16 protein-coding genes and 1 pseudogene are annotated in these 13,222 nt (G+C 52.8%); 5 read left to right on the top strand and 12 right to left on the bottom strand.

From position 1 onward, the window contains the following. The coding region (locus L5220_RS14055) for a hypothetical protein (protein WP_499574263.1) at nucleotides 1-200 on the top strand (200 nt) is incomplete at its 5' end. Between the two features lie 49 nt (nucleotides 201-249). Here L5220_RS14055 and L5220_RS14050 read toward each other — a convergent pair. The 11 genes and pseudogenes from L5220_RS14050 to cpcB all read right to left on the bottom strand — a co-directional run bounded on the left by L5220_RS14050 (nucleotide 250) and on the right by cpcB (nucleotide 7,795). Further along, entirely contained in the window at nucleotides 250-711 is a 462-nt protein-coding gene (locus tag L5220_RS14050; protein WP_499574261.1) for a transposase family protein, read from the bottom strand. A gap of 234 nt (nucleotides 712-945) precedes the next feature. Further along, a complete protein-coding gene (locus tag L5220_RS14045; RefSeq protein WP_499574259.1) occupies nucleotides 946-1,404 on the bottom strand; it encodes a transposase in 459 nt (152 codons plus the stop codon). 186 nt (nucleotides 1,405-1,590) lie between these two features. Beyond that, nucleotides 1,591-2,346 carry a phycobilisome rod-core linker protein CpcG4 gene (gene cpcG4 / locus L5220_RS14040; protein ID WP_448526343.1) on the bottom strand — a complete coding sequence of 252 codons (756 nt, stop codon included), beginning with the start codon at nucleotides 2,344-2,346 and terminating at the stop codon, nucleotides 1,591-1,593. A 37-nt stretch (nucleotides 2,347-2,383) separates the two neighbouring features. After that, complete coding sequence (gene cpcG2, locus L5220_RS14035; RefSeq protein ID WP_448526533.1) at nucleotides 2,384-3,124, bottom strand: phycobilisome rod-core linker protein CpcG2; 741 nt, start codon at nucleotides 3,122-3,124, stop codon at nucleotides 2,384-2,386. Between the two features lie 3 nt (nucleotides 3,125-3,127). Then, nucleotides 3,128-3,961, bottom strand: coding sequence for a phycobilisome rod-core linker protein CpcG1 (gene cpcG1 / locus L5220_RS14030; protein ID WP_499574257.1), 834 nt, complete (start codon nucleotides 3,959-3,961; stop codon nucleotides 3,128-3,130). 14 nt (nucleotides 3,962-3,975) lie between these two features. Further along, a complete protein-coding gene (gene cpcF / locus L5220_RS14025; RefSeq protein ID WP_448526531.1) occupies nucleotides 3,976-4,623 on the bottom strand; it encodes a C-phycocyanin alpha-cysteine-84 phycocyanobilin lyase subunit CpcF in 648 nt (215 codons plus the stop codon). 12 nt (nucleotides 4,624-4,635) lie between these two features. Continuing rightward, complete coding sequence (gene cpcE / locus L5220_RS14020) at nucleotides 4,636-5,445, bottom strand: C-phycocyanin alpha-cysteine-84 phycocyanobilin lyase subunit CpcE (RefSeq protein ID WP_448513863.1); 810 nt, start codon at nucleotides 5,443-5,445, stop codon at nucleotides 4,636-4,638. A gap of 31 nt (nucleotides 5,446-5,476) precedes the next feature. Continuing rightward, nucleotides 5,477-5,701 (bottom strand): annotated as a pseudogene (gene cpcD, locus L5220_RS14015) (rod-capping linker protein CpcD); the annotation flags it as partial. A 45-nt stretch (nucleotides 5,702-5,746) separates the two neighbouring features. Beyond that, nucleotides 5,747-6,610 (bottom strand): phycobilisome linker polypeptide, encoded by an 864-nt coding sequence (locus L5220_RS14010; RefSeq protein WP_099799936.1) that lies wholly within the window; start codon nucleotides 6,608-6,610, stop codon nucleotides 5,747-5,749. A 113-nt stretch (nucleotides 6,611-6,723) separates the two neighbouring features. Then, nucleotides 6,724-7,212: a C-phycocyanin subunit alpha gene (cpcA, locus tag L5220_RS14005; protein WP_099799462.1), complete on the bottom strand. Its 489-nt coding sequence runs from the start codon at nucleotides 7,210-7,212 to the stop codon at nucleotides 6,724-6,726. Between the two features lie 64 nt (nucleotides 7,213-7,276). Further along, a complete protein-coding gene (gene cpcB / locus L5220_RS14000) occupies nucleotides 7,277-7,795 on the bottom strand; it encodes a C-phycocyanin subunit beta (RefSeq protein ID WP_099799461.1) in 519 nt (172 codons plus the stop codon). 345 nt (nucleotides 7,796-8,140) lie between these two features. On the opposite strand from cpcB, the gene L5220_RS13995 reads away from it, so the two are divergent. Next, entirely contained in the window at nucleotides 8,141-8,845 is a 705-nt protein-coding gene (locus L5220_RS13995; protein WP_499574254.1) for a uracil-DNA glycosylase, read from the top strand. A gap of 14 nt (nucleotides 8,846-8,859) precedes the next feature. On the opposite strand, the gene L5220_RS13990 is transcribed toward L5220_RS13995, so the two are convergent. After that, nucleotides 8,860-9,219 carry a PadR family transcriptional regulator gene (locus L5220_RS13990; protein WP_448513866.1) on the bottom strand — a complete coding sequence of 120 codons (360 nt, stop codon included), beginning with the start codon at nucleotides 9,217-9,219 and terminating at the stop codon, nucleotides 8,860-8,862. A gap of 450 nt (nucleotides 9,220-9,669) precedes the next feature. Between L5220_RS13990 and psbQ the strand changes: the two genes are divergently transcribed. The 3 genes from psbQ to L5220_RS13975 all read left to right on the top strand — a co-directional run bounded on the left by psbQ (nucleotide 9,670) and on the right by L5220_RS13975 (nucleotide 13,214). After that, nucleotides 9,670-10,128 carry a photosystem II protein PsbQ gene (gene psbQ, locus L5220_RS13985; RefSeq protein ID WP_099799458.1) on the top strand — a complete coding sequence of 153 codons (459 nt, stop codon included), beginning with the start codon at nucleotides 9,670-9,672 and terminating at the stop codon, nucleotides 10,126-10,128. A 30-nt stretch (nucleotides 10,129-10,158) separates the two neighbouring features. Next, complete coding sequence (locus L5220_RS13980) at nucleotides 10,159-12,777, top strand: DNA polymerase III subunit alpha (RefSeq protein ID WP_499574252.1); 2,619 nt, start codon at nucleotides 10,159-10,161, stop codon at nucleotides 12,775-12,777. A gap of 152 nt (nucleotides 12,778-12,929) precedes the next feature. Continuing rightward, nucleotides 12,930-13,214, top strand: a complete 285-nt coding sequence (locus L5220_RS13975) for a hypothetical protein (protein ID WP_499574250.1) — start codon at nucleotides 12,930-12,932, stop codon at nucleotides 13,212-13,214. The last annotated feature ends 8 nt before the right edge of the window (nucleotides 13,215-13,222 follow it).

Below are 13,222 nucleotides of genomic sequence, written 5' to 3'. Positions count from 1 at the left end.
CACCGCAGTCCTTTGCCCTTGCCCTCGCCAGCATTTTTCTGGGGACAACCCCCCAACGTCGCGGTAAGGATGGCTTGGCGTTGGGGCCGGATCGCTTTCACCCCCCCACCCAGACCCTGCCATCCCTAGGGCGAGCAATGATGACCCAACCCAACACCGTCATTGTCTGTAAAGTGGGTCAAGGGGCTGAGCCGCTCTAAATCGACCAAAACAACTATGTAATCTCCTTGTCCTTCACCTAAGGAAATCTCATCTATACCTAATCGTTTTACTGAACTCACATCGACGTTGAGTTTTTTTTACTGACATACTGTACCATTGACCATACTTCTTCATCAGTGAGACCATTTGAAATTGCAACACTATGAATGTTGCTGTGCAAAACCTGTTGCACGATTGACAGAGCAAATCGATCCGTTTGCTTGCGACGATTGCCGATGAAATCGAGCGTTTCACTGAATGGCTTACCACAAGTTCGACACTTAAACTGGCGACGATTGATCTTAAGAAATACGATCTTCCACTGATGCTTAAATCTCGCACTAGATACCAATGATTCTGGTGTAAATGACAACTTTTTTGTTGGCAACGTGGGCAAATCGCCTCGGTGGTCTTTGCTTCCACTATAAGAATCAATTCTCCCGCAACATCGGTATAATCTTCAACCTCAATTCCAGGTAGGTTTAGTAGATCAGTTAGAAGTAGCTGCATATCTTAGATTTCGTATAGCATGTTACATTAGCATACCAAGTCCGATAGACCCGCCCCGCCTTTGAACTCGTTGCTCAATCACATTTATCAGCGTGATTGCTACATCATATTCCTGCTCAACCAATCGAGAACCCAATTTATGCCGCTTGAGATGCAACCATTCATCGTCAATGCGATTCATCTGGGGTGGCGGTAAGAAAAAGATGATAAGCCCATGTCCTGCTATCATTGCCACTAGGCTTGCACCGCCGTTGAGCGATGAAACGAGGCTCCATCTTGAATCATCACGGTGATTTGTCCAGTTACCTGCCAGTGCGCTTTGGCGCGTTCGGCGTGCCAGTGCATCAACGTCAAATCGCGATCGCTGTTGAAGCCTCCCACCACCATGCCGTAGTCAAACTGCCACCCCGGTTGCCTAAACCCCAGCACACTCATGCGACGACCCCGACGCTGGGGGTTGACCATCCTGTGTTGCTGCCCACGTTTGACATCGCTGTAGGTCAAGGGACTTGTTTTCTCAAACCCACTTTCATCTAGATACAGCACCCGCATCAGTCCTTCCACTGCCCACTGCTTGAGCATCTCCCAGTCGGCGCGTTTGCACCTCACAAACTCTGGCTGTTTGGGGGGAGGCGGACTGTAGCGTAATCGTTGCCAACGACCCCCCTTTTTTGCAGCAAGATGAGCCAGCATCGAAACCCTTTTGAAGTACATCGAGAATCAGGACGACCCGCGAAAACTTCATCCGCCGCTAACTAACAAATGACCCGAAGCGTCATTCGTAGGATGCGCGGCGGTTTTGCTTAAAAAAGCCGCCAGTTTCTTGAAAACTAACGGCTATAGCTTACAACGTCATCACCTCAAAAATGGGTATGACCTTTAGCGACGACGGGGCACTTTGGCAAGATAGTCTAGGTCTGAGGCTCGCAGTTGCTGGGCGTAGCGCGTCTTAGGCGCGATCGCCGCTGCCAGCTCACGATATTTACGGGGATCCCCTTCGGGCAACCGCCGCTCTTGGAACTTCCGGTTGTAGAATTTCTCGATAGTAAAGCGCCAATCGGTGGTGGTAGTGCCCACTTTATCGCGATACTCATAGCCGTAGCGGGGGGTCACTAGGTTAAAGGGACGACCCTCCATTCGCTTGCGCTGGTAAGGCACCGTAAAGTCGCCAAAGGCTTGGGTATATTCCTCACTGTCAAGCAAGGCATCGACAAACCCTGAGAAGCCTAGGGTGCCAATTTTAATTGACCAAGCAATTTTCTCAGCGTCGTTATAGGCACTACGTCCGAGGAACCGCCGCAGACAAACCTCGACTAGGCGATAGTTGTCGTTCACCGCCACGACGGTGTTATAGAACCGCTCGGATTTGGCCAGACCGCGAATGAAGTCCCGCACCGTTATGACCCGGTTCACCAACTGGGATTCAAGGGTAATCTGCCGGTTAAAGGCCAAGGTAGCATGTTCGCTAAACACTTGCCGATAACAGGCCCAAATCACGTCGCGAATCTCAGGATAGGAAGCAGCATCCTCTAAGCGATAGATGTAGGGGGTATCTTCATTGAGATCAGCAGTACCAAAACTCACCACACGATGGTTTTGAGTTGTCGGCTTGTACGTCAGTAAGGGTAAATCCATGAGTCTCTCCCAAGTCAAAGAGGTGAATGGTCAACAGCTAGCGCAGCGGAAAGGTGGCCGTGGGATTGATGGAGGCCGGAACTGCCGGGCGATCGCTACGGGTGGTATCAGGGATACTCACATTCGCAGTGGAAACCGCTCGAAACTGCACCGGCGTAATCGTGACGGATCGCGCCATATCCAAGAAGTTGCGAATATCGCCCCACTTATAGCGACTGTTTTCTAATTTATCGCGCCAGTAGTCGCTATAGCGAGGGGTAACCAAGTTAAAGGGACGATCTTTGTAGCGGCGTCGCTGGTAAGGAACGGTGTTGTCGCCAAAGTTTTGGGTGTACTCGTCACTGTCAATCAGGGTATCCACAAATTGCTGCCAGCCGTCGGTGGCAATACGGATAGACCACGCCAGTTCCTCATCCTTGTTGTAGGGTGCCCGCCCCAAAAGACGCTTCAAGGCAAGTTCCACAATCCGATAGTTGGAATTGGTTTCCACCACCAATTTGCGGAAGACATCGGACTTGGCTAAGCCACGAATAAAGTCTCGAACCGAAATGGTGCGGTTGCTCAACTGCGACTCCAGGTGAAGCTGACGGCTACTTTGCAGCAGGACGTGCTCACTAAACACTTGGCGGTAGGCAGCCCAAATTAATTCGTTCATCGTGGACTGATCCGTTGCGTCCTCAAGGGAGTAGCGCCGTGGGGTTTCGTCACTGGGAACTTCGTAACCCGCAACTCGCTGGTTTTGCGAGCTGGGGGGATAGGCAAGCAAGGGAATGGTCATGACTTACACCGTAGGTTGAGAGGGTAAATAACGATAGGGCAGCGCAACCGCGACTGGCTTGACAGGAGTGGGGGGCAAGTCTCGCTCTAGGGCTGTGCTGGGGACGGTTACCAAACTGGAGGTGGCGCGGGCAACGTGGCGCTGGCTGTCGAGGGTGGGCACCACCAGTGACCGAGCCATGGAGAGAAAGTTGGCGGGAATGGCACCACGGATGACTGTTTTGTCTAGCGGGCCAGCAGTATAGTAGCGCACTTGATAGTAAGAGCGCCCACTGAGGGACATTTCTTTGTTGCGCCAGTAATCACTATAGCGGGGGTTAACAAGGTTAAACGGTCGTGCCATGCGCCGCCGCCGTTGGTAGGGAACAATATCTGCCCCAAAGTTCTGCTGATACTCATCACTTTCGATAAGGGCATCAATGAAGCCTTCTAGTCCTTGGGTTGCCAGAATAATTGACCAAGCAATTTGCTCTTGCTGGCTATAGGTGGGACGACCCAAAAATCGCTTAAAGGAGAGATCCACTAAGCGATAGTTGGAATTGACTGCCGCCACTTGGTCGCGATAGACCTCGGACTTGCCAAGACCGCGAATAAAGTCTTGGACGGAAATGGCTCGGTTGCGCAGTTGCGACTCTAGAAATGGCTGACGGTAGGACTCTAAAATCAGATGCTCGCTAAAAATTTGTCGGTAGGCGGCCCAAATCAGGGCATCCACGTCCGCCGCGTCGGTTGCATCAGTGAGGCGGTAAATGACGGGATCATCCTCAGCGGGCACTTCGTAGCTAACAACCCGCTGGTTGAGGGTTTTGGGTTTAACACCCAGCAAGGGTAACGACATAACTTCCAAATCCTCTAGGTATGCATGGACAGATGGACGATGTCCCTTTGGAGGGCCAGTTGGCAGCGGGAACGCACAACAATATCGGGGTCGCGATCGCCGAGGGCAGTTAACAGCGCCACAACTGAGGGCTGGATTATGGCGGCAGCAGGCTGTTGACGGAGGTGCTCTAGGGCAACAGCAACGGCATACCGCACGGCCCAATCCGCAGCATCCGTGTTCCGCTGAAGTACCTGTAGAACCTGCTCAAGGCCAAGGCGACGCTCCTGCTCCCCCTCAATGAGATGCCAACGCAGGGTGCCAAGCGCTTTGGTGGCGGCTCGCCGCACGCTGGGCGCAAAATCTGATTGTGCTGCCCCTAGCAATACCCTGAGTGCCGCAGGATGACCAATGGCACCCAGCACCCGCACCTCGTAGGCGCGAGCACCATAATTGTAATCATCAAGCTGGCCAAGGAGAGGCTCAACCGCCGCATCCCCAAGCTGAATCAAACCGTTGACAGCGGCTTGAGCAGCGGCCGGGTTATTGTATCCCAACACGTCAATCAGGGTGGGGATAGCAGCGACATCCTGCTGTGCGGCTAGGGCGACAACGGCATCAGTGAGCGCCTCAGCAGTGGTAGCAGCAGTGACGGCGTGGCAGTAAGGCGCAATGTCAACCATCGGCATTCCCCTTCACAGAAGTTGATCCAAGGCTTGGAACAAGGGTTCTGTGGTGGGCGCATCCATTGCCAATTGCTTGCTCAGAATACCGTGGAGGGCAATCAGCTTAAAGCTTGTTTCCACAGCGGCTGTGACAATGGCGGATGCTGCTGGCAAGTAGCCCATGGCTCCCAGATCGAGCAAGGCGCTGCGCCGCAGTTGTACATCCTCGTTGCTGAGGGCGGCAATGAGGCGATCGCCATAGATCGGAGCCGCTGTTAGCTGAAACAGCGCCCGGGCAGCGGCAAACTGTACCCGCGGCATCTCGTGCGCCAAAAACGGCTCAATCAGGGGAATGGCACTCGGACACCCAAGTTGTCCTAGGCTCTCGATGGTGGCTTCCACGGGCTGGACAAGGTGAGGGCGCCCCGGAACCAGAGTGGCCATGGCTACACCGCCCGCAAGGAGGGCTTTGAGCGGATCAACCGCAGCGGTATCTCCGATCTGCCCTAGCGCGACTGCAGCGGCTTCACGCACATAAAAGTCCTCGCACTCTAAACAGGCAACCAAGGACGGTACAGCGCGGCGATCGCCAAGCTTGCCGAGGGCACGGGCAGCATTGCGCCGCAGGGGGTAGCCCCCCAGTTCGGTGCGATCGCGCTCATCTGTCAGAGCTGCAATCAGGGCACTGACAATCGACTGACGCTCAGCCACCGTCGCCACATCCACCCCAAACTTTCCCAACCACCATGCTGCATAGTAGCGAAGACTGGCATCCTCTCCTTGAAGCTGTTTCAGCATCTCAGGAACCGTTAGGGAGGTTGCGTCCGACACTGAGGCCATTACCATAGAACCCCAAACGTTAGGAGGCGGCAATAGGCGTAATGGAGACAATTTTGCCCCCCATACGGGCAATGCGCTGCATCTCTTCGTTCATGCGGCTGTAGGGCACAGTAATGAAGGTACTGCCACTCCGACGGATCGGAAAGCCCATTTTATCGGTTTCATCATTCTGTCGTAACCCCACGACCTCATAACGGAAGACACGGGCACCGGAAGGACTGTTAGCAGCACTACCAGCAGCGGTTTGACCAAACATAGCAACTGACTCCAATCTCAAACGTGACTCAACAACAAACTGCCCCTAGGCAGGCTTCACACTGACAATGCGGGCGCCCGTACGTTGTAACTGCTGCATTTTGCTCGACAGTTGTTCGTAGGGCACCAAGAAAGCAGTGCTGCTGCGACGCACCCCCGGATAACCGGGCTGACGAATACCAGAGACTTCAATGCGATAGACGCGGCCACTCTGACCAAAGGAACCACCCAAGCAAGCGCGTGGTGGCACATCGGCACTGGCAGCATAATACGCAAAGGCAGTATCACTGCCCGAAGGGGGGATCACGGTAGTCGGGGCATTGGTGGCCAAGTCCCGCGCTAACCGAGACATGGTTCCTTCCACTTGGGAGCGATCGCTGCTGGCATAGCCGCGATAGAGGCGAAACATCCGCCCAAAGGAAACACTGACTTGTCCGGGATGAAATTCAAAATCCCGATAGTAGGGAACCACTGAGTCGCCAAAGGCATCCGTGTATTCCTGAGAATCAATGTAGGAGTCAATGTCGGCATCAAACCCTTCATTTTCATAGAGGTCTAAGTGAAAAATCACCTCAGTCTCGTTGTAGGGGGGGCGACCCAACAGATGCTTGTAGTTCAACTCAATAACGCGGGTCTGAAAACTGCCGTAGAAAAATTTCTCTTTGTATAGCTCCGACTTGGCAACCGCCCGCACAAATTCGCGCACGCTAATTTTGCCATTGCGCAACAACGACTCGGCACTTACCAAGCGTTCCGACTCCATTACATAGTCATTGCCTAAGACCTGACGGTAAACGGCGCGGATCACCGTTTCCACATCTTCCTCGCTCCAGTTGGGGCGTAGCTCCACCCGCGGGGCGTTACTGAAGGCGGAGGTACCTAAGCGCGAAGCAGCAGCAGTAATAGCCACGGTACAAAACTCCTGAAACATCAAGGGGTACAAACAAGCCCGGCGTTGTAAACAAAGGGTCAGCCAAATGCCGACATCTGCTTACCTCACCGGGCGACAAGGGCTTACGCCAATTAGCTGAGGGCGTTAATGGCGTAGTCGATGTAGGCGTTGGCTTCCACCGCTGCCTGGCCGCTCAACCCATGGTTAGCTTTGATGTACTTCAGGGCTTCCACGTACCAGCTGGGGGACAGATCAAAGGTGCTGTTGATTTCTGCCAAACCAGCAATCAGGTACTCATCCATTGGGCCGGTACCACCGGCGACAAGACAGTAGGTCACCATCCGCAGATAGTAGCCGATGTCCCGAGCACACTTGGCTTTGCCTTCGGGGGTCGATGCATACTGAGAGCCTTGCATGGTGGTGGTGTAGGGGAATTTTTGATACACCGCTTGGGCAGCACCATCGATCAGGCTTTGCGCATTGTTGGTGAGAGCACGAGCTGCTTCCATGCTGGCAACGGCACGCTTGAAGCGACCATCAGCCGCTTGCAGTTCGGTATTGCTCAAGAAACGGCCTTGAGTATCGGCTGCAGCAATGGCTTCAGTAATCGGTGTTTTCATGGATAAGATGTCTCCCTAGAGTTTTCGTTTCAAAACGGTCAAAGATACGGTTTGCAATTGCGGCCTAGGCAACGGCAGCAGCGGCACGATCAAAGTAGCCAGCCACTTCCGACATCAGGGCGCTGCAATCGCCGGGAGTAATCCCGTTGGGATCGTTGGCGATCGCAATGGCGGCCTCTTTCATTTTCTGGATAGCAACAGCTACGGAAGAACCGGGGGTACCCAAGGCTTGGTAGGTTTCCCGCAGACCATTTAAGCAACGATCATCCAGCACACTGGAGTCCCCAGCCAAAATAGCGTAGGTGACATAGCGCAAGATGATTTCCATGTCGCGCAGGCAAGCAGCCATACGACGGTTGGTGTAAGCATTCCCACCGGGTTGAATCAGTTGGGGTTGCTCTGCAAAAAGTGCACGAGCTGCGTTGGCAACAATGGTCGAGGCGTTGCTGGTGATCCGGTTGACGGTATCCAGCCGCTTGTTGCCTTCTTTCACCAAGTTGGACAGGGCATCGAATTGGGCACTGGTGAGAAATTCACCCCGGGCATCGGCCTGAGCGACAACTTTGGCAAATGCATCTAGCATGGATCAATTCTCCTTAATTAAAGAAGTCAGGACTTCGTGTGCAGAGTTAAGGTAACGGCGGCCTCAAGCCCTAAAGCAAGGTACGCCGGAACGGTTCTGACCGCTGAGTGCTGAACGCTCGTGAAATTCAGTGAGGTACGCAACAACGGTGCTGTTAAACCCTTCAGGTATTTCTTATACAATGCGGTGGGAAGTCTGTTTCGGAATAGTTATTAATTTGTAAAATACTTTATTCAGATAAATTAAATTTGGGGCGATCGCCATAAAAGCGCCCCAGTTCACCCTAAGTTTTTCCTAAGTTTGATGAAGATTTTTTAACATTATTCTCAGGAAGTAACTGTAACCATGACCGAGCTTGTGCAGTTCAGCTTATTTGATCCGTTCCCTAGGGCTGAAGCCGTGAGCAGCCCGCCGTTGGATGCCGATACCTATGCCCAAATTCCCCAGCGGGCTGACGTGGCGATTCCTGCGGGCACCTACGCTGATCTGGCCGCCTTAAACAGCCACTGCCAAACCTGCCGGCGCTGTGCTTTAGGGGCAACCCGCACCCATGTGGTGGTGAGCCGAGGTAATCCAAAGGCAAAACTGATGATTATTGGTGAAGGCCCCGGCCAAGCAGAGGATGAAAGTGGCCGCCCCTTTGTGGGGAAAGCGGGGCAACTCTTGGATAAAATTCTTGCCTCGGTTAACTTAGACAGTGAGGAAGATGCCTACATTTGCAATATTGTGAAGTGCCGCCCGCCCGGGAATCGGGTGCCTGAACCGGCTGAGATTGCCGCCTGCTTACCCTACCTGCTAGAGCAAATTCGCTTGGTGGATCCGAAAATTATTCTTTTGGCGGGGGCAACAGCCGTGCGGGGGCTATTGCAAGACCCGCGAGGAATTACAAAAATCCGTGGTCAGTGGCTAGAGTGGCAAGGCCGTTGGTGTATGCCGATCTTTCATCCGGCTTACCTATTGCGCAATAATTCCCGGGAACCCGGCAGCCCCAAGTGGTTGACATGGCAGGATATACAGACGGTGCGCGATCGCCTTCGCCAGTTGGGGTAGCACCGCCGGTGGGGCTAATCAGGATTGCGGGGATGCTCCTGTAAGTAGCGTAGCCACAGTTCCGACAGCTCTCGCGCCTGCGGTACCTTGTCGCTGACGATGTGGTACATTCGCCGTGGCCGCCCGCGACCTTCGACCTTTTTCCAGTAACCATCAATAATCCCCTCGTCCTCTAGAAATTTGAGGGCACTGTAGAGCACCGTATCGGACAACCGATAGAAGGGATACTCGTTTTCAATGGCTTGAATCAGGGCAGTGCCGTAGGAATCCCCCTTCTCAACAAGGGTATAGAGAACGTAGCAAACCGCAACTTCCTTACTCAAGTAAATCGGTGGCGGCTGCCGAAAAAACGTATAGATGTCTTCTAGTTTCATTGCCTGAACCTTTGTGATCCGCGTGCAAGACTGTCCTTAGATTGCCCCCCAAATCAGTTCTTAAACAATAGGTCGGCTAGGTTAGTGAACAGCAAACCATTAATAACGTAAGCACAATTGGCATCAGGGACGAAATTCCCCATACCCCTTAACTTTACTCCGATGCAAGTCGCTGTAGGTAATTGTTGAGGTTCACCATTAAGCCCCTAGGCAGTAAGCAATGAGGACTATTGCGATTGACTTAGGGTAGTGTTTCTGATTTTAGGAGATTTCAGAGTAAAGTTTTGAGTGCATGATAATTCCCTACTTATAAAAAATCAACCTAGGGAGTGTTAATTTATGCTGCGAGATAGGTTTGGCCGTCGTAACCTCTGGCGAGGGCGATCGCCAGCCCTAAGAACCATGGCAAAATAGAGGCGTATTTTTAATTGCTATGGAAGCCTAGGTTTTATGGTGCGCCTCAATCGAACCTCCTTGATCTCACTAATTCTCACCCTCGTAGCGGTCGTGCTAGTGGGGTGCGGCGGCCCTAGTGCCACCACTACTGTGCCCCCCACCTACAGCGACCTACAGATCACCCGTATTAACGACTACCTCAGTGACATTGAGAAAAATGCGGAGCGGTTCGCCGACCTCGAAGCAAGCATTGCTAAAGCAGACTGGCAAGAAGCGGGCAATATTATGCGCGGCAGCCTCGGAGAAATGCTCATGGATATGCGCGCCCTGAACCGCAATCTCCTCGCGAAGGATCAACCTACCCCCACAGCCCTCACCCGCGCCCTAACAGAAGACTTCCTAAAAATTGATCAAGCGGCTGATCTCAACAGCGTTCCCCTTGCCCAAGAAGGGTTTCGCGATGCTACCGCAGACTTTAACGCCTACCTCAATAGTTTGCCAAAGCTATCCTAAAAGACCTCTGTTGCGTTATCCCCATTGCCCATGTCCTTTGTCGGCCTGCATATTCATAGTGATTACAGCCTCCTCGATGGTGCCAGTCAGCTTCCAGACTTAGTGGCACGGGCAATAGAACTGGGGATGCCAGCGATCGCCCTGACGGATCATGGGGTGATGTACGGCGCAGTAGAGTTACTCAAACTCTGCCGGGGCAAGCCCCTCAAGCCAATTATCGGCAATGAAATGTACGTCATCAATGGCGACATTACCAAGCAGGAGCGCAACCCCCGCTATCACCAAGTGGTCTTAGCCAAAAATAAACAGGGTTATCACAATCTATGTAAGCTCACTAGCATTTCCCACTTACAAGGGTTTCAGGGCAAGGGCATTTTTGCCCGCCCCTGTATTAACAAAGAGCTATTGGCTCAGTATCGGGAGGGCTTAATTGTCACCAGTGCCTGCCTTGGGGGTGAAATCCCCCAAGCGATCCTCCAAGGGAAGCCGGAGGTTGCCCGCAGCGTTGCCCGCTGGTACCAAGCAACTTTTGGCAATGACTTTTACCTTGAAATTCAAGACCATGGCTCCCAAGAAGATCGCATTGTCAACGTTGAACTGGTGCGCATCGGGCAGGAACTTGGCATCGAGATTATTGCCACCAACGATTCCCACTTTATCTCCTGCTACGATGTCGAAGCCCACGATGCCCTTCTGTGCATTCAAACCGGCAAGCTCCTCACCGATGAGAAGCGCTTGCGCTACAGCGGCACAGAGTACCTAAAATCGTCGGCGGAAATGGCACGGCTGTTTCGCGATCACCTGCCAGAGGACGTGATCCAAACCGCCTTAGCCAATACCCTCAAGGTTGCTGACAAGGTCGAGTCCTACAATATTTTCCGTGAACCCCAAAGCCCAGACTTTCCCGTTCCTTCAGGCCATACGGCCGATACCTACCTCGAGCAAGTCGCTTGGCAAGGTCTGATGGCACGGTTCCAAGTTCAACAGCGGGATGCCCTTGACCCCACCTATCGGCAGCGGCTGGAGTACGAGCTGAAAATGCTTCAGCAGATGGGCTTTTCCACCTACTTTTTAGTTGTTTGGGACTATATCAAGTACGCTCGGGATAACGGCATTCCTGTCGGCCCCGGGCGAGGCTCCGCCGCCGGCTCCTTGGTTGCCTACGCCCTGCGCATTACCAATATTGACCCTGTCCACCACGGCTTGCTGTTTGAGCGGTTTCTTAACCCCGAACGCAAATCCATGCCGGATATTGACACTGATTTTTGCATTGAACGCCGCGAAGAAGTTATCCAGTACGTGACCCAAAAGTATGGCAGCGATCGCGTCGCCCAAATTATTACCTTTAACCGCATGACCTCAAAAGCCGTCCTCAAAGACGTTGCCCGAGTGTTAGATATTCCCTACGGCCAAGCTGATCAGATGGCCAAGCTCATTCCCATTGTCCGTGGCAAACCCACCAAACTCGCGGTGATGATTTCCGATGACACCCCTTCGCCAGAATTCAAAGAAAAGTACGACAGCGATCCTGACGTGCGCCGCTGGGTGGACATGGCCATGCGGATTGAGGGTACCAACAAAACCTATGGCGTGCATGCCGCTGGTGTGGTCATTGCCTCCGAGCCATTAGATCAAATTGTGCCTCTGCAACGGAACAATGATGGGGCAGTCATTACCCAATACTTCATGGAAGATTTAGAGTCCCTTGGCCTCCTCAAGATGGATTTTCTTGGGCTGAGGAACTTGACCATGATTCAAAAAACCTGCGATCTGGTGCAGCAAAACCGTGGTCAGTCCCTTGATGTGGATGCCTTACCCTTGGATGATCCTAAAACCTACCAAATTTTGGCCGAGGGCAAGTTAGAAGGGATCTTTCAGCTTGAATCCTCAGGAATGCGCCAGATTGTGCGGGATCTCAAACCCTCCAACCTTGAGGACATTTCTTCGGTCTTGGCGCTCTATCGTCCGGGACCGTTGGATGCTGGCTTGATTCCTAAGTTTATTAACCGTAAGCATGGCCGTGAGCCGATCGCCTACCAGCACGAACTCCTCCGGCCCATTCTCAAGGAAACCTATGGGGTTCTTTGCTATCAAGAGCAGATCATGCGGATGGCACAAGACCTTGCGGGCTACTCCCTCGGCCAAGCGGATCTACTGCGGCGCGCCATGGGCAAAAAGAAAAAAGAAGAAATGGAAAAGCACCAAGCCCTTTTTATTGAAGGCGCCGCTAAAAATGGTGTGCCCAGTGCCGTGGCGCAGGAACTTTTTAAGCAGATGCTGGACTTTGCCGAGTACTGCCTCAGTGGCGACACAGCAGTGATGACGGTTGAGTATGGGGCATTACCCATTGAGCAGCTAGTGACTGAGCGTTTACAGTGCCATGTCTATAGCCTTGATCCCCATGGTCACCTCTATACTCAGCCCATTGCCCAGTGGCATTTTCAGGGGTTCCGGCCAATTGTAGAATATACCCTCGCCAATGGCTCGACGATCCGTGCCACCCCCGATCATCGCTTTATGACCACCACAGGGGAGATGCTACCCATTGAGCAAATTTTCCAAGAACAGCGACATCTGCTACAACTGCCGGCAGTGCTGAGTCAGCCCACGCCTAGCCCTAAGAGAATTGCGCTGGATATTTTGGCGTAGAATAGCTCAAATCTCACAGAAAACCTCCGATGAAGCCCCGCACCTTCAGGTCGGGGAGGGACAGGAGCGGCAATTGAGAGGGGTTCAATACCCCCGAAATTGCCAGGTTTAGTACGCTTGTTTTTCATAGTTACATGTGGAAATATAAGAGGATGAAACAAACTCTGACACTAGTTTGCAAACTTGCAACCACACCCGAACAAAATGCCAAGATTGAGGCAGTGCTTCAGGCGTTTGCTGCTGCTTGCAACTATGCCAATGAGCGAGTCAAACCCAAAACAACCAGCAAAACAACGATTCAGTCGTTGGTCTATAACGACCTGCGAGCACAGTTTGGGTTGATCTATCAGGCAGTCAGGGTTTGTGCCAGGGTTGGGGCGAATCGAAAAACAGCCAAAGTGAAGGGCAAACCTGTCAAAGCGTTTCGTCCAACTTAGATCGGAAG

Origin of the sequence: Synechococcus sp. PCC 6716, assembly GCF_022570815.1 — a bacterium.
GTDB classification, from domain to species: Bacteria; Cyanobacteriota; Cyanobacteriia; order Thermosynechococcales; family Thermosynechococcaceae; genus Thermosynechococcus; species Thermosynechococcus lividus.
Note: the sequence above shows the minus strand (reverse complement) of the source record. Positions and strands in the feature narration are given on the sequence as shown.

Coding starts and splice junctions, on each gene's coding strand:
- L5220_RS14050 (WP_499574261.1), bottom strand. CDS start 711: ATGCAGCTACTTCTAACTGATCTACTAAACCTACCTGGAATTGAGGTT.
- L5220_RS14045 (WP_499574259.1), bottom strand. CDS start 1,404: ATGCTGGCTCATCTTGCTGCAAAAAAGGGGGGTCGTTGGCAACGATTA.
- cpcG4 (WP_448526343.1), bottom strand. CDS start 2,346: ATGGATTTACCCTTACTGACGTACAAGCCGACAACTCAAAACCATCGT.
- cpcG2 (WP_448526533.1), bottom strand. CDS start 3,124: ATGACCATTCCCTTGCTTGCCTATCCCCCCAGCTCGCAAAACCAGCGA.
- cpcG1 (WP_499574257.1), bottom strand. CDS start 3,961: ATGTCGTTACCCTTGCTGGGTGTTAAACCCAAAACCCTCAACCAGCGG.
- cpcF (WP_448526531.1), bottom strand. CDS start 4,623: ATGGTTGACATTGCGCCTTACTGCCACGCCGTCACTGCTGCTACCACT.
- cpcE (WP_448513863.1), bottom strand. CDS start 5,445: ATGGCCTCAGTGTCGGACGCAACCTCCCTAACGGTTCCTGAGATGCTG.
- cpcA (WP_099799462.1), bottom strand. CDS start 7,212: ATGAAAACACCGATTACTGAAGCCATTGCTGCAGCCGATACTCAAGGC.
- cpcB (WP_099799461.1), bottom strand. CDS start 7,795: ATGCTAGATGCATTTGCCAAAGTTGTCGCTCAGGCCGATGCCCGGGGT.
- L5220_RS13995 (WP_499574254.1), top strand. CDS start 8,141: ATGACCGAGCTTGTGCAGTTCAGCTTATTTGATCCGTTCCCTAGGGCT.
- L5220_RS13990 (WP_448513866.1), bottom strand. CDS start 9,219: ATGAAACTAGAAGACATCTATACGTTTTTTCGGCAGCCGCCACCGATT.
- psbQ (WP_099799458.1), top strand. CDS start 9,670: ATGGTGCGCCTCAATCGAACCTCCTTGATCTCACTAATTCTCACCCTC.
- L5220_RS13980 (WP_499574252.1), top strand. CDS start 10,159: ATGTCCTTTGTCGGCCTGCATATTCATAGTGATTACAGCCTCCTCGAT.
- L5220_RS13975 (WP_499574250.1), top strand. CDS start 12,930: ATGAAACAAACTCTGACACTAGTTTGCAAACTTGCAACCACACCCGAA.